General features: G+C 71.6%; 19 protein-coding genes. 8 read left to right on the top strand and 11 right to left on the bottom strand.

Annotated elements, in window-relative coordinates; genetic code table 11:
• The first annotated feature begins 232 nt into the window (after positions 1-232).
• Both AB0M70_RS18765 and AB0M70_RS18760 read left to right on the top strand, forming a co-directional pair.
• Entirely contained in the window at positions 233-937 is a 705-nt protein-coding gene (locus tag AB0M70_RS18765) for a DUF5995 family protein (RefSeq protein ID WP_365821059.1), read from the top strand.
• An 88-nt stretch (positions 938-1,025) separates the two neighbouring features.
• A complete protein-coding gene (locus AB0M70_RS18760) occupies positions 1,026-1,958 on the top strand; it encodes an LLM class F420-dependent oxidoreductase (RefSeq protein ID WP_365821058.1) in 933 nt (310 codons plus the stop codon).
• 4 nt (positions 1,959-1,962) lie between these two features.
• On the opposite strand, the gene AB0M70_RS18755 is transcribed toward AB0M70_RS18760, so the two are convergent.
• Both AB0M70_RS18755 and AB0M70_RS18750 read right to left on the bottom strand, forming a co-directional pair.
• Complete coding sequence (locus AB0M70_RS18755; RefSeq protein ID WP_365821057.1) at positions 1,963-3,657, bottom strand: NAD(P)/FAD-dependent oxidoreductase; 1,695 nt, start codon at positions 3,655-3,657, stop codon at positions 1,963-1,965.
• A gap of 68 nt (positions 3,658-3,725) precedes the next feature.
• On the bottom strand, positions 3,726-4,514 hold the full coding sequence (locus tag AB0M70_RS18750; RefSeq protein WP_365821147.1) for a carbon-nitrogen hydrolase family protein: 789 nt from the start codon (positions 4,512-4,514) through the stop codon (positions 3,726-3,728).
• A 427-nt stretch (positions 4,515-4,941) separates the two neighbouring features.
• Here AB0M70_RS18750 and AB0M70_RS18745 point away from each other — a divergent pair, with 427 nt between their 5' ends.
• On the top strand, positions 4,942-5,484 hold the full coding sequence (locus AB0M70_RS18745) for a Repetin (protein ID WP_365821146.1): 543 nt from the start codon (positions 4,942-4,944) through the stop codon (positions 5,482-5,484).
• A gap of 8 nt (positions 5,485-5,492) precedes the next feature.
• On the opposite strand, the gene AB0M70_RS18740 is transcribed toward AB0M70_RS18745, so the two are convergent.
• Both AB0M70_RS18740 and AB0M70_RS18735 read right to left on the bottom strand, forming a co-directional pair.
• The gene (locus tag AB0M70_RS18740; protein ID WP_363211043.1) at positions 5,493-5,948 is read right to left on the bottom strand and encodes an Lrp/AsnC family transcriptional regulator; all 456 of its coding nucleotides are present in this window, start codon (positions 5,946-5,948) and stop codon (positions 5,493-5,495) included.
• Between the two features lie 10 nt (positions 5,949-5,958).
• Entirely contained in the window at positions 5,959-7,428 is a 1,470-nt protein-coding gene (locus tag AB0M70_RS18735; protein ID WP_365821056.1) for an amino acid permease, read from the bottom strand.
• Between the two features lie 316 nt (positions 7,429-7,744).
• On the opposite strand from AB0M70_RS18735, the gene AB0M70_RS18730 reads away from it, so the two are divergent.
• The 3 genes from AB0M70_RS18730 to AB0M70_RS18720 are packed head-to-tail and all read left to right on the top strand — an operon-like array spanning position 7,745 to position 10,877.
• Entirely contained in the window at positions 7,745-8,860 is a 1,116-nt protein-coding gene (locus AB0M70_RS18730; RefSeq protein ID WP_365821055.1) for an LLM class flavin-dependent oxidoreductase, read from the top strand.
• Positions 8,857-9,666, top strand: coding sequence for an SDR family oxidoreductase (locus AB0M70_RS18725; RefSeq protein WP_365821054.1), 810 nt, complete (start codon positions 8,857-8,859; stop codon positions 9,664-9,666). Before AB0M70_RS18730 ends, AB0M70_RS18725 begins: the two co-directional genes overlap by 4 nt.
• On the top strand, positions 9,663-10,877 hold the full coding sequence (locus tag AB0M70_RS18720) for a GDSL-type esterase/lipase family protein (RefSeq protein ID WP_365821053.1): 1,215 nt from the start codon (positions 9,663-9,665) through the stop codon (positions 10,875-10,877). The genes AB0M70_RS18725 and AB0M70_RS18720 overlap by 4 nt, the downstream gene beginning before the upstream one ends.
• A gap of 89 nt (positions 10,878-10,966) precedes the next feature.
• Here AB0M70_RS18720 and AB0M70_RS18715 read toward each other — a convergent pair whose 3' ends face one another.
• The 5 genes from AB0M70_RS18715 to rpe all read right to left on the bottom strand — a co-directional run bounded on the left by AB0M70_RS18715 (position 10,967) and on the right by rpe (position 15,323).
• Positions 10,967-12,409 (bottom strand): GuaB1 family IMP dehydrogenase-related protein, encoded by a 1,443-nt coding sequence (locus AB0M70_RS18715; RefSeq protein WP_365821052.1) that lies wholly within the window; start codon positions 12,407-12,409, stop codon positions 10,967-10,969.
• A gap of 174 nt (positions 12,410-12,583) precedes the next feature.
• A complete protein-coding gene (locus tag AB0M70_RS18710) occupies positions 12,584-12,937 on the bottom strand; it encodes a barstar family protein (protein WP_365821051.1) in 354 nt (117 codons plus the stop codon).
• The gene (locus AB0M70_RS18705; protein WP_365821050.1) at positions 12,934-13,344 is read right to left on the bottom strand and encodes a ribonuclease domain-containing protein; all 411 of its coding nucleotides are present in this window, start codon (positions 13,342-13,344) and stop codon (positions 12,934-12,936) included. Before AB0M70_RS18705 ends, AB0M70_RS18710 begins: the two co-directional genes overlap by 4 nt.
• Positions 13,345-13,400: 56 nt before the next feature.
• Positions 13,401-14,399, bottom strand: a complete 999-nt coding sequence (locus AB0M70_RS18700) for a sugar-binding domain-containing protein (protein WP_363211159.1) — start codon at positions 14,397-14,399, stop codon at positions 13,401-13,403.
• Positions 14,400-14,636: 237 nt separating this feature from the next.
• On the bottom strand, positions 14,637-15,323 hold the full coding sequence (rpe, locus tag AB0M70_RS18695; protein ID WP_365821049.1) for a ribulose-phosphate 3-epimerase: 687 nt from the start codon (positions 15,321-15,323) through the stop codon (positions 14,637-14,639).
• Positions 15,324-15,455: 132 nt separating this feature from the next.
• On the opposite strand from rpe, the gene AB0M70_RS18690 reads away from it, so the two are divergent.
• Positions 15,456-17,654, top strand: coding sequence for an MMPL family transporter (locus AB0M70_RS18690; RefSeq protein ID WP_365821048.1), 2,199 nt, complete (start codon positions 15,456-15,458; stop codon positions 17,652-17,654).
• On the opposite strand, the gene AB0M70_RS18685 is transcribed toward AB0M70_RS18690, so the two are convergent.
• On the bottom strand, positions 17,628-19,076 hold the full coding sequence (locus AB0M70_RS18685) for a transcription antitermination factor NusB (protein WP_365821047.1): 1,449 nt from the start codon (positions 19,074-19,076) through the stop codon (positions 17,628-17,630). The genes AB0M70_RS18690 and AB0M70_RS18685 overlap by 27 nt on opposite strands.
• Positions 19,077-19,110: 34 nt before the next feature.
• Complete coding sequence (gene fmt / locus AB0M70_RS18680) at positions 19,111-20,055, bottom strand: methionyl-tRNA formyltransferase (protein WP_365821046.1); 945 nt, start codon at positions 20,053-20,055, stop codon at positions 19,111-19,113.
• Between the two features lie 323 nt (positions 20,056-20,378).
• Here fmt and AB0M70_RS18675 point away from each other — a divergent pair, with 323 nt between their 5' ends.
• Positions 20,379-20,927: a hypothetical protein gene (locus AB0M70_RS18675; RefSeq protein ID WP_363211029.1), complete on the top strand. Its 549-nt coding sequence runs from the start codon at positions 20,379-20,381 to the stop codon at positions 20,925-20,927.
• The last annotated feature ends 26 nt before the right edge of the window (positions 20,928-20,953 follow it).

Here is a 20,953-nt window from a genome sequence, read left to right as displayed (position 1 = left end):
CGGCGCCCCTCCGCTCGCCCCTCTGCTCGGCCTGCCGTCCGGTCGTCCGCTCGGCGCGATGTCGTGCGCGTTTGCCTGTCACGGTGTTGCTGTCCCTCCCCTCTCCCGTGTCCCCCTGACACGGCGCGCCGGCTCCCCTCCCCAGGGGCACACACGGTCGCCGTTCCCTCGTTCTGGGGAAGCGGCCGGTGCGGTGGCACTCGGGCCAGCCTACGGCTGGGACCCTGCCACCATGGCGCAGTCGGAGCGGTTCGCGGAGTTCACAGGCTCGGCACACGGGGTTGACGGCGTGGTGACCCGCATGCGCGCGCTGGGCGCCGGATTCCCCTCGGGCGACGGGGTCGGGGTCTTCAACCGCGTCTATCTTTCGGTGACCGAAGAGGTGGGACGCCATGTCGGCACCGGGCGCTTTCCGGACACCGGAGCCGCGGTCACGCTGGACGTGCTGTTCGCCGAGCGCTATCTGCGGGCGGTCGACGCGGTGGCCGCCGACCGCAGGCCGCCCGCCTGCTGGCGTCCACTGTTCCAACTCCGGCGCCATCCCGGCGTACGTCCGCTGCAGTTCGCGCTCGCGGGCATCAACGCGCACATCGGCCACGACCTTCCGCTGGCCGTCCTGGACACCTGTCGTACGCTCGGCTGCGAACCGGCGGACCTGGAGGACGAGTTCGACCGCGTGGGCGACATCCTCGTCTCGCTGGAGGAGAGCATCCGCGAAGACCTGATGCCGGGCCCCGACCTCTTCCAGATCGCCGACCCGCTCACCCACCTGCTCGGTTCCTGGAGCCTGGAGCGGGCCAGGGACAGCGCCTGGGCGACGGCACTGACGATGCGGGCCCTGGACGAACTGCCCGGCGTGGCCGAGGAGTTCGTGGAGCGCCTTGACGGAGCGGTCGGCCTGGTGGGCCGGATGCTGCTCACTCCCCTGCCGGCCTGATCCGGCCACCGTGCGCCCACCGCCGAGGAACTCCCGGACGGTAGCTGTACGTTGAAAGCAGTGACCCCGGATGCGAAGGAGCACCACCATGGCCACACGACTCGGTCTCAGCCTCCCGCAGGGCCGGCAGTACAGCATCGGACGGGATGTCCCGGCTGTCGCCCGCGCCGCCGAGGAGATCGGGTACGAGAGCCTGTGGGTCTACGAACGCGTCCTGTTCCCCGAACCGGCGACCCAGGGTCTGTACGGCATCGAGGGGCTGCCCTGGCCCGACACCTACCGCTCGGTGCCCGATCCGCTGATCACGCTGACCCTGGCCGCCGCCGCCACCGAGCGGGCCCGCCTGGGCACCAGTGTCCTGGTCGCCCCGCTGCACGTACCGTTCCAACTGGCGCGCTCGCTGGCCACGTTGGACGCGGCGAGCGGCGGCCGCGTCGTCGCGGGGTTCGGCACGGGCTGGTCCCACGACGAGTACGCGGCTTCGGGGGTGGCCCCCTTCGAGAAGCGCGGCAAGGTTCTCGACGAGCTGATCGACGTCTGCCACGCGGTGTGGGGCCCGGACCCGGTGTCGTACGAGGGGGAGCTGACCACGATCGCCCCCTCGGTGGTCGGCCCCAAGCCCGCGCGCCCCATCCCCATCCTGCTGCCCGCCAACAGCCCGCGCGCCCTGCGCAGGCTCGTCGACCGCGCCGACGGCTGGATGCCGGTGGGCGTGGGCGCCGAGAAGCTGGCCGAACAGGCCCAGGCCCTGAAGGAACTCGCCGCCGAGCGAGGGCGCACGAAGCCGGTCCAGAGCGTCCTGCGCGCCAACGCGCGGTACACGGCGCAGCCGTACGAGGGCGAGAAGCGCGCCCCCTTCCGGGGCAACGTCGCCCAGATCGTCGAGGACCTCCAGGCGCACGCGTCGACGGGCGCGGTGGAGGAGATCCTCATCGAACTGCAGGGCAGCACGAGGGACGCGGAGGAACTGAAGGATCTGGCGGCAGAGGTGTACGAGGCGGCGAGGGCGGCGGGGGTGTAGTCGCTCAGTCTTCCGGCAGCTCGACGGGAGCAATCTCGTCGTACACGTCCCCGGGACCGGGGTTGGTCGCATCCGTGGCCCCGCCAAAGTGATGCATGACGCCCCACACCGCGTTCAGCGCCGTCTGGACCGCGCCCTCGGCCCATCCCGCCGTCCAGGAAATGTCGTCCCCGGCAAGGAAGATGCCCCGCTTGTCCGCCGGCAGGCTCTCCTGCATGAAGTGCGTGAACAGACGCCGCTGGTAGCGGTAGTGACCCGGCAGGTTCGCCTTGAAGGCGCCCATGAAGTAGGGCTCGTTCTCCCAGGACACGGTCACCGGGTTGCCGATGATGTGCTTCCTGATGTCGACCTTCGGGTAGATCTCGCCGAGCGACTTGAGCATGACCTCCATGCGCTCGTTCGCCGACAGGGGCAGCCACTTCAGGCTGTCGTCGCACCAGGTGTAGGAGAGGCAGATGACGGCGGGCTTGTCCGGGCCGTCGTCGAGCAGGTAGGTGCCGCGCGTCATGCGGTCCGTGAGCGTCATCGACATGACGTCACGCCCCGTCTCCTCGTCCTTGTCCAGCCAGAAAGGCCGGTCGACCGGCACGAAGAGCTTGGAGGACTCCATGTAGTGGGTCCGCTCCATCGCCGTCCAGTGGTCGATGGGGAAGAGCGTGTCGTCGCACGCGATCTTGGAGAGCAGCAGCCAGGACTGGGCGGTGAAGATCGCCGCCTGGTAGGTGCGGATGTCGCCCGAGGCGTCGGTGACCGTGACGCGGTTGCCCGCGGTGCGGTCCAGACGGGTCACGGCGGGCTTCGGGACGCCGCCCTCGTGCAGCGAGCTCAGGGAGGTGCCGGGCGCCCAGTGCACGATCTTCTGCGGCTCGCGGTCCCACATGCGAAGCGGCAGCTGCTGGCTGCCGCCGACGATGCCGCGGTGGTGGTCGTCGGCCTCGGTGTAGACGACGCGCAGGATCTCCAGGATGGAGTTGGGGAAGTCGGTGTCCCAGCCGCCCGTGCCGAAGCCGACCTGACCGAAGATCTCACGGTGCCGGAAGGACTTGAAGGCCTCGGACTCGCAGAGGAAGCCGTAGAAGGTCTGGTTGTCGAGCTTCTCGACGAGCTTGGACCAGATCTCGCGGATCTTCGGCACGTCGCGCTCGCGCAGGGCGCGGTTCATGTCGGAGAAGTCGGCGCCCTCCTCCAGGCAGTCGTTCCACGCCTTCGCCACGTCGCGGTAGACCTGCGGCAGGTCGGCGACGGTCTCGGCGTAGTGCGACTCGCCCTTGAGGTCGACGACCGTGGAGGGCGTCGACTCGGCGAGGGGGTTGGGGAACGGCTGGGTCTTGAGGCCCACCAGGTCGATGTAGTGCTGCAGCGCCGTCGAGGACGGCGGGAAGCGCATCGCGCCCATCTCGGCGGTCAGGTCGCCGTCGCAGCCCTCGAAGCCGACGGTGCGCAGGCGGCCGCCGATCTGGTCGGCCTCGTAGACGACGGGCTTGAGGCCCATCTTCATCAGTTCGTACGCCGCCACGATGCCGGACAGGCCGCCGCCGATGACCGCGACCTCCGTGCCGTGCTCGGTCGCGGGTATCTGGCCGAGGCCCGCCGGGTGGGCGAGGAAATCGTCGTACGCGTAAGGGAAGTCCGGACCGAACATGGTGATCGGCGGCTGGGCGTCGGTGTGCTGGACGGCGGTGGGCACCGTGGACGTCATGGGGTACGGACTCCTTGCGGGAACGGCAGAACAGAAGAAGGGAAGCTCGGGGCGGGGCGGACCCGGGGTCAGATCAGGGAGTCGTACAGACCCGGGCGGCGGTCGCGCAGGTAGGGGTTGGCCTCGCGCGACGCGGCGAGGAAGACCGGGTCCGCGTCGGCGAACACCAGCTGCTCCTCGCGTCCTGCGCGGGTGCGCGCGACGCCGTCGGGTCCTGCCAGCGTGGAGAGCCCGACGAACTCGAACTCCCCTTCCTTGCCGACCCGGTTGACGTACGCGACGTACATCTGGTTCTCGAAGGCCCGCACCGGCACGACCGACTCGGCGACGAACTGGAAGGGGTGCATCTGGGCCGTGGGCACGAGCAGCAGGTCGGTGCCCGCGAGGGCGTGCGCGCGGACGTTCTCCGGGAACTCCACGTCGTAGCAGATCATCAGGCCGATCCGCAGTCCGCCCAACTCGGCCTGTACGACGGCCTGTTCGCCGGGGGTGAAGTGATCCCGCTCGAAGCAGCCGAAGAGGTGGGTCTTGCGGTAGTTCGCCAGGCGGGTGCCGTCGGGGCCGATCAGCTGGACGGAGTTGAAGACCTGCTCCGCCTCCCGCTCCGGGTAGCCGTAGGCGATCGCGACGCCGTGGCGGACGGCGCTCTCGGCGATCGCGGCGGCGGACGCCCCGTCGGCGGCCTCGGCGAGACGCGGCACGTCGTCGCCGATCGCGTACCCGGTGAGGTACAGCTCGGGCGCGACCAGCAGCCCCGCACCGGCCGCCGCGGCACGGCCGGCGGCGTCGTCGAGCGCCTTGAGGTTCTCGGCGACGGAGCCGAGCTGCCCGGAACTCTGGAGCAGGGCGGTGCGCAGCGCAGGCATGGCGGATCCTCGGGGCGTACGAAGGGGCAGGTGGGGTCCGTTAGACGGTACGGTCGGCGGCCCTGCCCGGACAAGGCGCGAGCGTTGCGGGCAGATGCTTGATCTGTTGCGCATACAGGCCCCTTGGCGGCGATTCGTTGCGTGGCCGTGTGGGACCGGAGCCGTAGCCGTGTCCACCGCCGGGTGCAGGGCGGGCCGCGGCGCTCCCCGCCGCGCGGCGGAGGCGGATTGCCGCCTGTGGCCGGACGTGCCGGCACCCCCTGTCGCGAGACCGTGATCCCGCCCGGAAGGACCGGGTGAACGGCACTTCGGACGGAGGCTCCCCGTGAGCCGCAACGCAAGCACCCGGATCACCGACAGCCGCCCGGACAGCACGCGCAACCGCGTGATCGCCCTCGGGACCGCCCTGCTGCTGTCCATGGGGGCGGTGGGAGCCGCCGTCGCGTCGGACGGCGGGGCACATCAGGACGGCGGGGCGCCCGAGGCCGCCCCGGACTCCCGGGCCCGCGAGGCCGCCGCCCTCACCGGCAGCGCGAAGCTGGACCGCAAGACCACCGAGGACGTGACGTTCACCTTCGACGCGCACCTGGCACCGCGCGACAACATGCGCCCGGACAAGGCGACCGGCACCTTCACGTTCGTGCACCTGGACAAGCCGGGCGGCAAGGGCGGCTGGGCGAAGGGCCGCATCGACTGCCTGATCACGGGCGGCAAGGTCGCCACGGCCACCGGCATCATCACCGGCACCAACCTGAAGGACATCAAGGGCGGCCGCGTCGGCTTCACGGTCCACGACCAGGGCAAGCGCGACCGCGTGGGCTACAGCTGGGCCGCCGTAGGCGGCCCCGACGGGACCAGGAAGCTGCCCAAGTGCACCAGCGCCGCCCCCTTCGAGAAGGTCGAGAAGGGCACCGGCGACTTCGATGTCACGCCCTGGCACCCCACGTACCCGACAAACTGACCGAGGCGCTAGGCAGGCGCCCCGGAGGAAAAGCGCCGCATCAAGGGCGAGAGCACGAGCACGGACTTCGTCCGCTCCACGAACGGCTCCCCCGCGATCCGTTCGAGGACCCGCTCGAAGTGCCGCATGTCGGCGGCGAAGACCTGGACGACCGCGTCCGCGTCACCGGTGACGGTGGACGCGGACGCGATCTCCGGATACCTCTCCAGACCTCGCCGGATCGCCTCCGGCGAGGTGTTGCGACGGCAGTAGATCTCGATGAACCCCTCGGTCTCCCAGCCGAGCGCGGCCGGGTCGACCCGCACGGTGAATCCCGTGATGGCCCCGGTCTCCCGCAGCCGGTCGACGCGCCGTTTCACGGCCGGCGCGGAGAGCCCGACCAACTGGCCGATGTCGGCGTAGGAGCGGCGGGCGTCCTCGGCGAGGGCGTGCACGATGCGTTCGTCGAGATCGTTCAGTCGCACTGGGGGTGGATCACTTCTCTGCGGAGGCCAATCGGGAGCGGCTCATGCCGTACAGGAAGTAGAACACGAGGCCGACGGCCATCCAGACACCGAAGACGACCCAGGTGACGGTGTCGAGACTGAACATGTTGTACGCGCAGAAGGCGAAGCCGAGGACCGGGAAGAGCCAGCCGAGCGGCACGCGGAAGGTGCGCGGCATGTCCGGGCGGGTCCGGCGCAGCACGATGACGGCGATGTTGACCAGGCCGAAGGCGAAGAGCGTGCCGATGCTGGTGGCGTCGACGAGCTTGCCGAGCGGGATGACCGAGGCGAGCGCGGCGCAGAACAGCGACACGATGACGGTGTTCACGCGGGGCGTGCCGGTCTTCTTGCTGACCTTGCCGAACGCCTTGGGGACCAGGCCGTCGCGGGACATGGCGAACAGGACGCGGGTCTGGCCGTAGAGCACGGTCAGGACGACGGACGCGATGGAGATGACGGCGCCCGCGGCGAGCAGCGTGCCCCAGAAGCTCTGGCCGCTGACATCGTTCATGATCGCGGCGAGCGCGGCCTCGGAGCCCTCGAAGTCCTTCCAGTTCCAGGCGCCGACGGCGACGGCGGCGACCAGGACGTAGAGGGCCGTGACGATGATCAGCGACAGCATGATCGCGCGCGGCAGGTCGCGCTGCGGGTTCTTGGCTTCCTCACCGGCGGTGGAGGCGGCGTCGAAGCCGATGTACGAGAAGAAGAGGCTCGCGGCGGCCGCGCTGACACCGGCCGTGCCCAGCGGCATGAAGTCCGCGTAGTTGCCGGACTTGAAGCCCATGAAGCCGATGGTGCAGAAGAGCACGAGCGCGGCGATCTTCACGATGACCATGATCGTGTTGGCCCGCGCCGACTCCTTGGCGCCGCCGAGCAGGAACACCATGGCGAGCAGCACGACGATCAGGCCGGGCAGGTTGATGATGGCCCCGTCGACCTCGCCGGGCGCCGCCGAGAGGGCGTCCGGGATGGTGACGCCGATGGTGCCGTCGAGCAGTTCGTTGAGGTACTCGCCCCAGCCGACGGCCACGGCCGCCACGGACACGCCGTACTCCAGGACCAGGCACCAGCCGCAGACCCAGGCCACGAGTTCGCCCATGGTTGCGTACGCGTACGAATAGGAGGAGCCCGCCACCGGTATGGAGCCGGCCAGCTCGGCGTACGAGAGCGCGGAGAAGAGGGCGGTGAGGCCGGCGATCACGAAGGAGATGGTGACGGCGGGCCCGGCCTTGGGGACGCTCTCGCCGAGGACGACGAAGATGCCGGTGCCGAGGGTGGCGCCGATGCTGATCATGGTCAGCTGCCACATGCCGAGTGAGCGCCGCAGTGAGCCGCCCTCACCCTGGCCGCCCTCCGCGACCAGGAGTTCCACCGGCTTGCGCCGCATCAGGCGGCTGCCGAACCCGGCGACCCCCTGGGGACTCGGTCGGTTCTGCGGGGGTGCGCCTTGGTCGAGCACGCATGGCTCCTTCATCGCTGCCGGTCAGGCGGTCAGGGCGGGCGGAACCGGCGGCAGCTCCCATGCATGGATGGGGACCGCCGAGCAGGCGGTCCCCGCCACACCACGTACAGCGGATGACTCTATGAGGCGAGCTTCACGTACGTAATGCAGCAACCTTGCGCAAGCCCGCATGATCGTTGCGTACTTCCCCGTCCCGCGGGTCTTCGTTGCGCGGTCCGTTTCGTCCGTTGCGTGCCGGGGCGTCGGGGAAGTCATTGACACTTCGTCAGATCTCCCCCATCGTGCACCCCGGTCGAGAGGGAGGCAGCAGGCGATGGACCTCGATGTGCTGTACGAGATCGACGTGCCGAAGCCCTGGAACGGACCCCATCCGCACGGCCAGCGCACCGCCGAGCAGCGCGCGTACCGCGAGGCCGTGGAGCAGATCCGGCTCGCGGACCGGGTCGGCTTCCGCACGGTGTGGGCCGTGGAGCACCACTTCCGCGAGGGCCGCTCGCACTGCCCGGCCCCCGAGGTGCTCCTCGGGCACCTCGCGGCGCTCACCGAGCGCATACGGCTCGGCTTCGGCGTCACCCTCACCCCCTTCGGCTTCACTCCCCCGCAGCGGATCGCGGAGAAGGTGGCGGCCGTGGACGTGCTGTCGGACGGGCGCGTGGAGTGGGGCACGGGCCGCTCAACCCCCATGGAACAGACGGCCTTCGGCGTCGACCGGGAGCAGTCGCGGTCCGACTGGCGCGAGGCGATCGAGATCGTGACGGGGATGTGGCGCGAGGAGTACTTCGCCTACGCGTCGGAGCGCTTCACCTTCCCCCGGCGGATGGTCACCCCGAAGCCGGTCCAGGACCCGCACCCACCCTGCTGGATGGCGGCGACATCCCCCGGCTCGGCGGAGGTGGCGGGCGCGGCGGGCCTCGGCCTGCTCTCGTTCTCGATCATGCAGCCGCTCGACGCGATGGCCCGTCAGGTCGCCGCCTACCGCGCGGCGGCCCGCACCCCGTCCCCGATCACCGACGTCACCACGGACCGCGTCAGCGCGTACACGCTGGTGCATGTCGCGGACCGGCCCTCGCGGCGGGTCTGGGACTCGGTGGCCTGGTGGTACCGCAACCTGGCCCAGTTCACGCTCGACTGGGAGCTGCCGCACCTGACCCCCGACGAGCGTGAGCGGACGTTCCCCTTCCTCACCCCGATCATCGAAGGGAACGTCCCTGTAGAGGAGTTCAACGACGGCGACATGATCCTCATCGGTGACGCGGAGACCATCGTCCGCAAGGCGAAGCGTTACGCCGACCTCGGCATCGACCAGCTCATCTGCTACGTCCAGTGGGGCTATCTGGAGCACCAGGAGATCCTGCGCACCATCGAGATCCTGGGCAAGGAAGTCATCCCCGAGCTGGCGTCCTACCGGCCCCGCCGGGCGGCACCGTGAGCGAGCCGCTCGACACCTCCCCCGTCCCCGACTACGCCACCCTGCACCGCCTGGACGGCCGCGCCTTCGTCCTCCTCGGCGCGGGCAACGGCATCGGCCGCCAGACCGCGTACGCGCTCACGGCGGCGGGCGCGCGCGTCCTGTGCGTGGACCTCGACAAGGGCCGCGCGGAGGCGGTCGCCGCCGAGACAGGCGGGGTCCCGTACGTCGCGGACGTGACGCGACGCGAGGAGATGAGGGAGCTCTTCGCCTACGCACAGCGGGAGTTGGGCCCCCTCGGAGGCGTGGTCGACATCGTCGGCATGGCCCGCTACACACCTCTGGACGAGTTGGACGACGCCTCCTGGGACTGGCACTTCTCCCTCGTCCTGCGGCACGCCTGGCTGGCGGTCCAGTACGGCGGCGCGGCGCTCGCCGACGCGGGTGGCGGCCCGCTCGTCTTCGTCGCGTCGGTGTCGGGGATGACGGCGGCGCCCCTGCACGCCGCGTACGGGGCGGCCAAGGCGGGCCTGATCTCCCTGGTCCGCTCGGCGGCGGTGGAGTACGGCCCGCGCGGGGTGCGGGTGAACGCGGTGGCGCCCGGAGTGGTGTGGACGCCGCGCGTGGCGGGCCTGATAGGCGAGGAGGGCCGCGAGCGCAACGCCCGCAACGCCCCGCTCGGCCGGGTCGCCGAGACCTCGGACATCGCCTCCGCCCTGCTCTTCTTCGCATCGCCGCTCTCCTCGTACATCACCGGGCAGACGCTCGTCGTGGACGGCGGGGTCGGCGTGAAGTTCCCGTATCCGACCATCGGGGGCGCACGATGAGGGAGTTCGTGCGGGGTGCGCCCTGGTGGACGGAGGACGGCCGGGTGGTGCGTGCCGATCCGGCCGATCGCGCCCGGCTGCCCGGGGACACGTGGGAGCGGGCGGGTCTCCCGGCCGGGGTGCGGCTGCAGTTCACGGCAAGCGGAGTGAGCGCCGTGGAACTCACGTACACCGCATCACACCCCTCACCAACAGACGCGTACAGCACGGCACCCCCGGTCTTCACGCTACTCACGGACTCGGCCACCGGGGGCGGCGGCGCGCAGGCGGGAGCGAGCAGCCCAAAGGAGGGCGCGGAAACCCGCAGGAGGGCGGGAGACCCACCGGAGAGCACCGAGATCGGTGCGCCGACGAACAATCCGGCGGAGAGCGCCGACGGCCGCACCACGGCGGACAGTCCCGCGGGCAGCGGCGGCGCTTCTGCGGCGCGGGGTGGTGATGCGGCGGCCCTCGGCTCACACGCACAAGACGCCGCTCCGGCCCCGGCACCGGCACCCGCCCGCGACACCCCCGCGACCTCGGGCACCCACACAGTGCGCATCGAACTGCCCTGCCCCGACGGCGACTTCATCCTCCACCTTCCCCAGGCACTGCGCCCCACCCTCACCGACCTGCGTCCCGTCGGTGGTGGCACGCTGCGGCCCCGGCGAAAGCAGCCGCGGTGGCTCGTGTACGGCGACTCGATCGTCGAGGGGTGGTCCACGAGCCGCCCCCACCTCGCGTGGCCCGCGCTGGCGGGTCGCGCACTCGGCGTGGAGACGGTGAACCTCGGGTACGCGGGAGCGGCACGCGGGGAGCTGGCGTCCGCCGAGCAACTCGCCACGCTGGACGCCGACTTCATCACCCTCGCCTTCGGCACGAACTGCTGGTCGCGGGTGCCGCACACGGCGAGGCTGCTGTACGAGACGGCCCGGGCGTTCCTGGACCTGGTGCGCCGGGGACACCCGGCCGTTCCCCTCCTGGTCGTCTCCCCCGTGGTCCGCCCGGACGCCGAGACGGTGCCGAACGTGCTCGGCGCCACCTTGCGGGACCTGCGCACCGCCATGGAGCGGGCGGCCCTGGACGCGGGCGCCGACCTGCTGCCGGGCGGCGGCCTGCTGGATGCCGGGCACCTCGTGGACGGAGTACATCCGGGCGACGCGGGCCACGCGCTCCTCGCGGAGGCGGTGACGTCAGCGCTGCGAAAGGAACTGCCGCGGGGGCGGGCCTGAGGCCGGGGCGCCCCCTGAAGGGGCGCGGGGAACTACGCGACCAGCCACGGCGGACCCGCGGCCGCATCACGCAGCGCCCCGCGCAGCGGCTAGCTCCAGCTGGCGTGCAGCGGCTTGCCCTCCGCGTAGCCCGCGGCGCTCTGCACACCCACGGTGGCCCGCTCCGCGAACTCCTCCAGGGAGCCCGCACCCGCGTACGTGCAGGAGGAACGGACGCCCGCGATGATCGAGTCGATCAGGTCCTCGACGCCGGGACGCTCCGGGTCCAGGAACATCCGCGAGGTCGAGATGCCCTCCTCGAACAGCGCCTTGCGGGCGCGGTCGTAGGCCGACTCCTCGCTCGTGCGGTTCTTCACCGCGCGCGCCGACGCCATGCCGAACGACTCCTTGTAGAGGCGGCCGTTGGCGTCCTGCTGCAGGTCGCCCGGGGACTCGTACGTCCCGGCGAACCACGAGCCGATCATGACGTTCGACGCACCGGCGGCCAGCGCCATGGCGACATCGCGGGGGTGCCTGACGCCACCGTCGGCCCACACGTGCTTGCCGAACTTCGCGGCCTCGGCGGCGCATTCGAGCACCGCGGAGAACTGCGGCCGGCCGACGCCGGTCATCATGCGCGTCGTGCACATGGCGCCGGGGCCCACGCCCACCTTGATGATGTCGGCACCGGCCTCGATCAGGTCCCGTACGCCCTCGGCGGCGACGATGTTGCCCGCGACGATCGGCACCTGCGGGTCGAGCGCGCGCACGGCCTTGACCGCGGCGATCATCGACTCCTGGTGACCGTGCGCGGTGTCCACGACGAGGGTGTCGGCGCCGGCGTCGAGGAGCTGCTTGGCCTTGGCCGCGACGTCGCCGTTGATGCCGACGGCGGCGGCGATGCGCAGCTTGCCGTCGGCGTCGAGGGCGGGCGAGTAGAGCGTCGCGCGCAGGGCGCCCGTGCGGGTGAGGATGCCGGCGAGGCGGCCGTCCTTGCCCACCGCGGGGGCGTAGCGGCGGTTGGCGGCGTCCAGCTTGTTGAAGGCGTCGCGCGGGTCGATGTCCGCGTCGAGCAGCACGAGGTCCTTGGACATGACCTCGGAGAGCTGGGTGAAGCGGTCGACGCCGTTCAGGTCCGTGTCGGTGACGACGCCGACCGGCCTCTGGTCGGCGTCCACGACGACGCCCGCGTTGTGCGCGCGCTTGGAAAGCAGCGCGAGCGCGTCGGCGACGGTCTGCGTGGGGGCCAGGACGATCGGGGTGTCAAGGACGTGGTGGCGCGTCTTGACCCAGGAGATGACCTCGGTGACGACCTCGATCGGAATGTCCTGCGGGATCACGACGAGGCCGCCGCGGCGGGCGACGGTCTCGGCCATCCGGCGTCCGGCGATCGCGGTCATGTTCGCGACGACCAGCGGGATCGTGGTGCCGGTGCCGTCCGGCGACGAGAGGTCCACGCCCTGACGCGATCCGACGGCGGAACGCCGCGGCACCATGAAGACGTCGTCGTACGTCAGGTCGTACGCAGGCTGGATGTCATTGAGGAAACGCACGTGCTGCTCATCCCAGTCGATCAGAGGTGGCCCCCGGACAGTTAGGCCGAGGGAAAAGCACGTACTTCAGTGTCCCATGCCCCGGGTGATGCGCCGCCTGGGACGATCACCCAGCCGGACCGTGAGGGCCCTGGTCGGATCCTCCAAGATCGGCCCACGGCGGTCACCGTCCGCTCAGGCACGGCTGCCGAGCGCGAGAACGATCTCCAGGCCCGAGCCGCGTTCCCTGGCGTACACCACCGCGTCGGTGAAGACCTCCTGGGCGACGATCCACTCCTGGGGCGCCGCTTCGGCGTACTCCTGCCAGCCGGTGACGACGAGCAGCCGTCCGGGTGCACGCCCCTGGTCGGTGAGACAGTCGGCGAGGGCGTCCCAGTTCCGGCCGAACCAGTCGGGCAGGCCGAGCGCACGGGCGCAGCGGTCCATGAAGGCGGCCTTGTCGCGCACCCCGGTCAGGTCGAGTGAGACGGTGCCGAGCCCGGCGGCCCGTACGGCCTCCAGGACGGCTGCCAGCGGTTCGGGCGTCATCTCAGTACCGCCTTGAAGGACGCGTAGTGATCGTCCGTGTAGTAGGTCTCGTCGCCGCTCCCGGTGACGATCCGCCGTGCGCCCCGGTCGCGCTCGCCGGGCGTGCGCACGGTGTACTCGCGATAGTGGCCGCGCCGCTGCCTCGGCAGCTCGCCCTCGAAGTTGCCGAAGACGGACCCGTCCTTGGCGTACGGGAAGGGCCCGCCGTCCTCGATGAGCCGCAACGTCCGCCGCGCCTCGGCGGGCAGCCGCTCGGCCCGGACGGTGGCCATGCCGTGCGGCGCCCAGGCGGGAGCGGACGCGCTGCTCCCGTCCTTCCCGCCGCTGTCCGAGGAGCACCCGGCCAGCAGCACGGCGAGACAGACGAGCAGCGCCCCCAGCAGACGGGGGACGAACCGGGTCAGCATGCGGCAGATGCTGCCACAGGGCCCTGCGCGACCAGCCGCAGCGCGCCCGCGGGCGGTCAGCTGCCGTCCGGGTCCGCCCGGTCAAGGGCGGGATGCGGGGTGTGCCCCATGACCATCAGCTGGTCCGCGGCAGCCGTGTCCGTCACCAGGCTGGTGACGAGCCCGGACCGAAGCACCGCGTCGATCGCGGCGGCCTTCCGCTGCCCACCGGCGATGGCGACGACCTCGGGAATCCGTCGAAGCCGGTCGGCCTCGACGGTGATGCACCGCTCCCCCAGGTCGCGCCCGACCCGGCGCCCCTCCGCGTCGAAGAGGTGCGCGGACATCTCGGCGGCGACGCCAAGGGACGCGTAGTGCGCCCGCTCCTCGTCGCTGAGCATGTCGTGGACGGTGGAGATGCCGGGCTCCCAGGAGCCGATGGACACCGCGGCCACGGTCACCTTGTCGAAGTACTCGAAGGCGCGGGCGATGCCCGTCTGGTTGCGCAGGGCCGCCGCGGTGGCCGGGTCCGGCAGGAGCATCGGCGCGTAGATGGGGTGGGCCTCGCCGCCGGAGACCTGCGCGGCACGCCGCACGGCCTCGACGGAGCCGCGTTCGGCCGTCCCGGCGTCGTACACCCCCGTCAGCTGCACCACCGTGCACGGCGGCAGCTGGTCGAGGGCGGCCGCCATGTGAATGGTCGAGCGCCCCCACGCGAGGCCGAGGACATCGCCCTCGGTGACCAGCTCGCCCAGCAGGTCGGCCGCCACCTCGCCGAGGTTCTCGGGGTCGGGCGACTCGTCGATCTCGTCGGCCGGGGCCGGCGACTCGACGACGACCGCGTGCCGCAGGCCGTAGCGGGCGCGCAGCGCGTCCGAGCGCTCCGCGTCCAGCTCGGCGGGCACACGGATCTCGATCCGTACGAGGTCACGCTCCAGGGCCGTCTCAAGGACCCGGGCCACCTTGAAGCGGCTGACGCCGAACTCCTCGGCGATCTGGATCTTGGACTTGCCCTCGAGATAGAAGCGGCGGGCCATGGCCGCCGCCTGCACCAGCTCCGCGGGTCCCATCCGCATGGCTGACCGGCCGCCCGTCGACACGACGGTCTCCTCACTGTCATTTCAAGACTGTCATTTCAAGCAACTGCTGTTCACGCGGTCACCCGCATACGCATTCACACGCATTGGTGCGGCTTCGCGCACATTGCCACGGCTTCTCGCGCATTGCCGCAGCGCAACCAGGGTTCGCCGTTCATCCTTGCAGATCTGACGTACTTGATCAGCCCTGAAGGACTGCGTTCACGTATCCGTGGCTCAGTGGCCGCATGCCCATGCCGCCGAGGACGTCGCCCCGGCCGCCTGGGTGCGCAGTGCACGTACCGCCGCTGCCGGGTCGTCGGCCCCGTAGACCGCGGAGCCCGCGACGAAGACGTCGGCGCCGGCCTCGGCGCAGCGCTCGATGGTTGCGGCCGAGACGCCGCCGTCGACCTGGAGCCAGAGTTCGAGGCCGTGCTTGCTGATCAACTCACGGGTGCGGCGGATCTTCGGGAGCATGATGTCGAGGAACGCCTGGCCGCCGAAGCCCGGCTCGACCGTCATGATCAGCAGCATGTCGAGCTCGGGGAGCAGGTCCTCGTACGGCTCGATGGGCGTCGCGGGCTTCAGCGCCATGGAGGCGCGGGCGCCCTTGGCGCGGATCTCGCGGGCCAGGCGGACGGGGGCGGCGGCAGCCTCCGCGTGGAAAGTGACCGATCCGGCGCCCGCTTCGACGTACTGCGGCGCCCAGCGATCGACGTCCTCGATCATCAGATGGCAGTCCAGCGGCGTGTCCGTCGCCCGGGCGAGAGACTCTACGACCGGCACCCCGAGGGTGAGGTTGGGAACGAAGTGGTTGTCCATGACGTCGACATGGAGCCAGTCGGCACCTTCGACCGCCCTTGCCTCCTCGGCAAGACGGGCGAAATCCGCGGACAGGATGCTGGGGTTGATCTGCACGGCCATGCCCCAAGACTGCCATGCCCGGCGCTCGTTGCCTTGCGCGGTCCGAAGCGTGGGCCGACGGGCTCCTTTGACCATGGACCGCGTGCCATGCTGGGCGGTCCACCGGCACCACGTGAGGCAGCGGGGGCAGCCATGCCAGACGAACGGTCGGACGTACGGTCGGACGGGCAGCGCACGGCGGGCCGAGGCGTGGCCTGGCTGGTGTGCGGGCGGCGCACCAAGTGGCTCGTGGTGCTGTTCTGGCTGGTGGTGATCGTCGCCGCCGCTCCGCTCGCCCAGAAGCTCACGGACGCGCAGGACAACCAGGCGTCGTCCTGGCTGCCGGGATCCGCGGAGTCCACCCAAGTCCTGGACATCTCCGAGGACTTCAGGCCCGAACAGATCCCCGCGATCGTCGTGTACGCCCGCGAGGGCGGACTGACCGTCGCGGACCGGGCGCGGATCGCGAAGGACGTCAGGGAGCTGAAGGAGCTGCGCGCCCACGGCGTGCGGGGACAGGAGACCCGCGGTCCCGTCTTCGACACGAAGAGGCCCGTCGACGCCGAGGCCGCGCAGGTCCTCGTCCCCATCACCATGGACGAGAAGGGCTGGGAGCGGATCGCGCCGGCCGTCGACTCCATCCGGGCTCTGACGGGCGAGAGCACCGGCGGGCTCGCGGTGCACGTCACCGGCCCCGGCGGCACGTCGGCGGACTTCTCCGAGGCGTTCGAGGGCCTCGACTCGACGCTGCTGCTCGCGGCGGCCGGCGTCGTCGTCGTGATCCTGCTGATCACCTATCGCAGTCCGGTGCTCCTGATCGTCCCGCTCATCTCGGCGGTCGTCTCCCTCTTCACCGCGCAGGCGCTGATCTACCTCCTCGCGGAGCACGCGGGCCTGACGGTCAACGGCCAGAGCGCGGGCATCCTGACGGTCCTCGTCTTCGGGGCGGGGACGGACTACGCCCTGCTCCTGGTCGCCCGCTACCGGGAAGAGCTGCGCCGCCACGAGGACCGGCACGAGGCGATGCAGCTGGCCCTGCACCGGGCGGGCCCCGCGGTCATCGCGTCGGGCGCCACGGTCGTCGTCAGCATGCTCGTGCTGCTCACCGCCGACATGAACTCGACGCGGGGCCTCGGTCCCGTCGCTGCCATCGGTGTCGCGGTCGCCCTGATCGCGATGCTGTCGCTGTTCCCCGCGCTTTTGGTGGTCTGCGGCCGGTGGCTGTTCTGGCCGCTGGTCCCGCACAACGGCTCCCAGGAGCCCACCGAGCGCGGCTTCTGGGCGCGCACGGGCGGCCGCATCGCCCGCCGCCCCCGCCTGACCTGGGGCATCACCGCGGTGGCGCTCGCCGCCCTGGCACTGGGCATGACGCAGCTGCGGGCCGAGGGTCTCAGCAACGCGGACTCCTTCACGGACAAGCCCGACTCGATCGTGGGCCAGGAAGTACAGGCCGAGTACTTCGACGCGGGCAGCGGCGACCCGCTGGTGATCGTGGCGAACGAGGGCCAGGGCGCCGAGGTCCGCCGCGCGGTCGCCGGGACGCGCGGGGTGGTCCCGGAGAGCATCGTCGTACCGCCGGGCACGAAACCGGAGTACGAGGGCAAGGTCCTGTTCGAGGTGACGACCACCGACGCCTCCGACAGCGAGGCGGCCAAACAGACCGTGGAGCGGGTGCGCGACGCGGTGCACGCCGTGCCCGACGCGGACGCGCAGGTGGGCGGCAACACGGCGGCCATCCTGGACATGGACCGCGCCACGACCCACGACAACAAGCTGGTGATCCCGCTCGTCCTCGTGGTCGTCCTGCTGATCCTCGCTCTGCTGCTGCGCGCCCTGATCGCGCCGCTGATCCTGATCGCGACGGTCGTGCTCTCCTTCACCGCCGCGCTGGGCATCAGCGCGCTCGTCTTCCGTCACGTCTTCGACTACGCGGGTGAGTCCACGGACTTCCCGCTCTTCGTCTTCGTGTTCCTGGTGGCGCTCGGCATCGACTACAACATCTTCCTGACGACCCGCATCCGTGAGGAGGCGGGCCGCCAGGGCACCCGTGCGGGCGTGCTGACGGGCCTCGCCGCGACCGGCGCGGTCATCACGTCCGCGGGCCTGGTCCTCGCGGGCACGTTCGCCGCGCTCGGCACGCTCCCCATGGTGGGATTCGCCGAGATCGGCTTCGCGGTCGCGGTCGGCGTCCTGCTCGACACCTTCGTCGTACGGTCCGTCCTGGTCACGGCGTTGTTCCTGGACGTGGGGCCGAAGGTGTGGTGGCCGCACGCCCTGAGCAAGGACCCGGCGGCCCCCCGCACACCGGCTCCGGCGAAGGTCTCGTCAGGCGGTCCGCCGGATGAGCGCTAGGTACATCGCGTCGGTGCCGTGCAGATGCGGCCACAGCTGGACGTCGGGTCCGTCACCGAGCGCGGGAACACCCGGCATCAGCGGCCGGGCGTCGATGAGCTCGGCCCCCTCGTGCTGCTTGAGCACGTCGTCGACGACGGCACGCGTCTCCGCGAGGTGCGGTGAACAGGTGGCGTACCCGACGACGCCCCCGACCCGCACGGACTCCAACGCCGTACGCAGCAGCCCGCGTTGCAGCGGCGCGAAGTTGTCCAGGTCCTCCGGGCGGCGACGCCAGCGGGCCTCGGGGCGGCGGCGCAGGGCGCCGAGTCCCGTGCAGGGCACGTCCATCAGGACGCGGTCGAAGGTGCCGGGCTGCCACGGCGGACGGGTGCCGTCTGCGGCGATGACCTCGTAGGGACCCGGGTTGCCCCGCAGGGCCTGCGCCACGAGACGGGCCCGGTGCGGCTGCTTCTCGGCGGCGAGGAGGGCGGCGCCCCGCCCGGCCGCGAGACCCGCGAGCATGGCGGCCTTGCCACCCGGCCCGGCGCATCCGTCGAGCCACTTCTCGTCGCGCCCCTCGACCGGGGCGTTCGCGAGTGCGATGGCGACGAGCTGACTGCCCTCGTCCTGCACCCCGGCCCGGCCCTCGCGCACGGCCTCGATGGACCCGGGCTCACCGCCTTCGCTGAGCCGCACGGCGTACGGGGACCAGCGCCCCGGCAGCGCGGACTCCTCCCCGACCACGTCGAGGAGCTCATCGGCGGTGGTCCGTCCGGGCCGCGCCACGAGCGTCACCTCGGGCCGCTCGTTGTCGGCCTCCAGGAGGTCCTCGATGCCCGCACGGCCGCCGCCGAGCGCGTCCCAGAGCGCGGAGACGACCCAGCGGGGATGCGAGTGGACGACGGCGAGATGGTCCTCGGCGTCCTCGTCGTAGGGCGGCGCGACCTTCTCCACCCAGCCGTCGAGATCGTCGGCGGCGACCTTGCGCAGCACCGCGTTCACGAACTTGGCCCGCCCGTCACCGAGCACCACGCGCGCCAGCTCCACGGAGGCGGAGACGGCGGCGTGCGTGGGGATGCGCGTGCCGAGCAACTGGTGCACGCCCATGTTCAGGACGTCGAGCACCGGCGGGTCGACCTCGCGCAGCGGCCGGTCGATGCAGGCGGCCACGATCGCGTCGTACGTCCCCTGCCTGCGCAGCGTCCCGTAGACCAGCTCGGTGGCGAGCGCCGCGTCACGCGCGTCGAACTTGTCGGCGCCCTCCTTCTCGCGGGCCTTGCGCAGGAGCGGCGGCAGGACGAGGTTCGCGTAGGCGTCCCGCTCGTCAACGGCCCGCAGCGCCTCGAAGGCGAGGAAACGGACGGGGTCCTTCTTGGGACGGCGGTGGGGCTTGGCGGGCTTTCCCTGCTTCTGGGGACGCCGGCTCGGCTGGTCGCTCAAAGGTGCTCCGCTATTGGATGGGGGCTGAACCTATTCAGCGTACGTCGGTGTCGCCGAGCCGCTCGCCCGGGGCGATCCGCACCCCGCGCGCCCAGTCGGCGCCGCGCATCGGCTTCTTGCCCTGCGGCTGGACCCAGAGCAGCTCCACGGCGTGCGAGCCGGTGCCGACGTACACGTTGTTCTTGGCGGCGCCGAGCTCGCCGGGCGCGAGGTCGGTGCGGTCGGCGACGAGCGCGGACTGGATGATCTTCAGCCGCTCCCCGCGGAACACGGACCAGGCGCCGGGCGCCGGCGTGCAGCCACGCACGACCCGGTCGACGCGGAGGGCCGGAGCGGCCCAGTCCACCTGGGCGTCCTCGACGGTGATCTTCGGGGCGAGGGTGATGCCGTCGGCGGGCTGCGGTACGGCCTTCAGGGAGCCGTCCTCGATGCCGTCCATGGTGGCGGCGAGCAGGCCCGAGCCCGCGAAGGCGAGGCGGGTGAGCAGGTCACCGCTGGTGTCGGTGGGCCTGACGACCTCGGTGACGGTCCCGTACACCGGCCCGGAGTCGAGCCCCTGCTCGATCAGGAACGTGGAGGCCCCGGTGATCTCGTCGCCCGCCATCACGGCGTGCTGCACGGGCGCGGCACCGCGCCAGGCGGGCAGCAGCGAGAAGTGCAGGTTGACCCAGCCGTGGGCCGGGACGTCCAGGGCGACCTTGGGCAGCAGCGCGCCATAGGCGACGACCGGGCAGCAGTCGGGCGCGATCTCGCGCAGCCGCGCCAGGAAGTCCTCGTCGCGCGGCTTCACGGGCTTGAGCACCTCGATGCCGGCCTCCTCCGCACGCTGGGCGACGGGGCTCGCGACGAGTCTGCGACCGCGGCCCGCGGGGGCGTCGGGCCGGGTGACGACAGCAGCCACCTCGTGCCGGTCGGAGGCGATCAGGGCGTCCAGGGCGGGGACGGCGACCTCGGGGGTGCCTGCGAAGACGAGCTTCATCGGTGGCTGTCGGCCTCTCGGGGCGGGAAGGTGCGGGAAGCACACCAGTCTATGAGCCGCACCATCGGGCCGCTCTCCGCGGGGCGGTGGGCGCCCGCCCTGCCGTCCCGGCGCCGCTCTCATCACACCGCTTGCCTCCCGTCACCCCCGCCGCTCGACGGTCCACACGGGGGCGTACGCGCGGCCGTGCGCCCTGTGCATATGCGCACACGCCCCCGCACCGTGACCCCACACGAACTAGCGCGTTGGTCAAGAAAGAGTTGACCACAACGGGCCGCGACAGCGGCCCGATCCTTTTCAACGCCGGTTCGAGAGGCTTGTTCATGGCCGACCACGCAACCCACGACGCCCAGGCACGGGCGAGCCTGCACCTCCTGGTTCGGGACATCGAGCGGGTCCGCCGGCAGGTGGACGCACTGCGTACGCTCACCGCCCAGCTCGGCAACGTCTACCGCCCGCGCCGCTCCAGCCCCTCCGCGGGCTTCGTCGTGTACGGGCGTGCCCCCGCCCCGACCGTCCGCCTCGCCCAGGAACTGCGGGACAGCGTCGAGACGCTGGTGACCGCCGCGGTGGACTTCGACCGTTCGCTGGGCTTCTCGTGGGACGCGGTGGGTTCCGCGCTCGGGGTCACCAAGCAGGCGGTGCACCGCCGTTACGGAGCCCGCAGGGCCACCACCCAGGCGGCGGCGGAGGCGGAGCGCGCCACGGAGACGGTGCCCGCGGCCACGGCCGCGCGTCCCCCGGTGCCGGTCGGCGCCCCGCTCCCCTCGGTGCCCGCGGCCCGCGCGATGCCGACCCAGCCCACGGCGGGCAGCCCCGCCCTCCGCGAGGACCCCCGCCCCAACATCTTCCCGGGCCCCCGCAACGGCTGACCACGGCAAAGCGGCGGCTGTCTCCA

Source organism: Streptomyces sp. NPDC051214 (assembly GCF_040682375.1).
Taxonomy (GTDB): domain Bacteria; phylum Actinomycetota; class Actinomycetes; order Streptomycetales; family Streptomycetaceae; genus Streptomyces.
The sequence above is the reverse complement of the archived record's forward strand: the minus strand, read 5'-3'. Positions and strand labels throughout refer to the sequence as shown.

Bases quoted from the DNA above. Each gene is read 5' to 3' on its own strand.
- AB0M70_RS18745 (WP_365821146.1), top strand. From the start codon at position 4,942: ATGGGGGCGGTGGGAGCCGCCGTCGCGTCGGACGGCGGGGCACATCAG.
- AB0M70_RS18705 (WP_365821050.1), bottom strand. From the start codon at position 13,344: ATGCTGACCCGGTTCGTCCCCCGTCTGCTGGGGGCGCTGCTCGTCTGT.
- AB0M70_RS18730 (WP_365821055.1), top strand. From the start codon at position 7,745: ATGGACCTCGATGTGCTGTACGAGATCGACGTGCCGAAGCCCTGGAAC.
- rpe (WP_365821049.1), bottom strand. From the start codon at position 15,323: ATGGCCGTGCAGATCAACCCCAGCATCCTGTCCGCGGATTTCGCCCGT.
- AB0M70_RS18710 (WP_365821051.1), bottom strand. From the start codon at position 12,937: ATGACGCCCGAACCGCTGGCAGCCGTCCTGGAGGCCGTACGGGCCGCC.
- AB0M70_RS18700 (WP_363211159.1), bottom strand. From the start codon at position 14,399: ATGCGGATGGGACCCGCGGAGCTGGTGCAGGCGGCGGCCATGGCCCGC.
- AB0M70_RS18755 (WP_365821057.1), bottom strand. From the start codon at position 3,657: ATGACGTCCACGGTGCCCACCGCCGTCCAGCACACCGACGCCCAGCCG.
- AB0M70_RS18760 (WP_365821058.1), top strand. From the start codon at position 1,026: ATGGCCACACGACTCGGTCTCAGCCTCCCGCAGGGCCGGCAGTACAGC.
- fmt (WP_365821046.1), bottom strand. From the start codon at position 20,055: ATGAAGCTCGTCTTCGCAGGCACCCCCGAGGTCGCCGTCCCCGCCCTG.
- AB0M70_RS18690 (WP_365821048.1), top strand. From the start codon at position 15,456: ATGCCAGACGAACGGTCGGACGTACGGTCGGACGGGCAGCGCACGGCG.
- AB0M70_RS18720 (WP_365821053.1), top strand. From the start codon at position 9,663: ATGAGGGAGTTCGTGCGGGGTGCGCCCTGGTGGACGGAGGACGGCCGG.
- AB0M70_RS18675 (WP_363211029.1), top strand. From the start codon at position 20,379: ATGGCCGACCACGCAACCCACGACGCCCAGGCACGGGCGAGCCTGCAC.
- AB0M70_RS18765 (WP_365821059.1), top strand. From the start codon at position 233: ATGGCGCAGTCGGAGCGGTTCGCGGAGTTCACAGGCTCGGCACACGGG.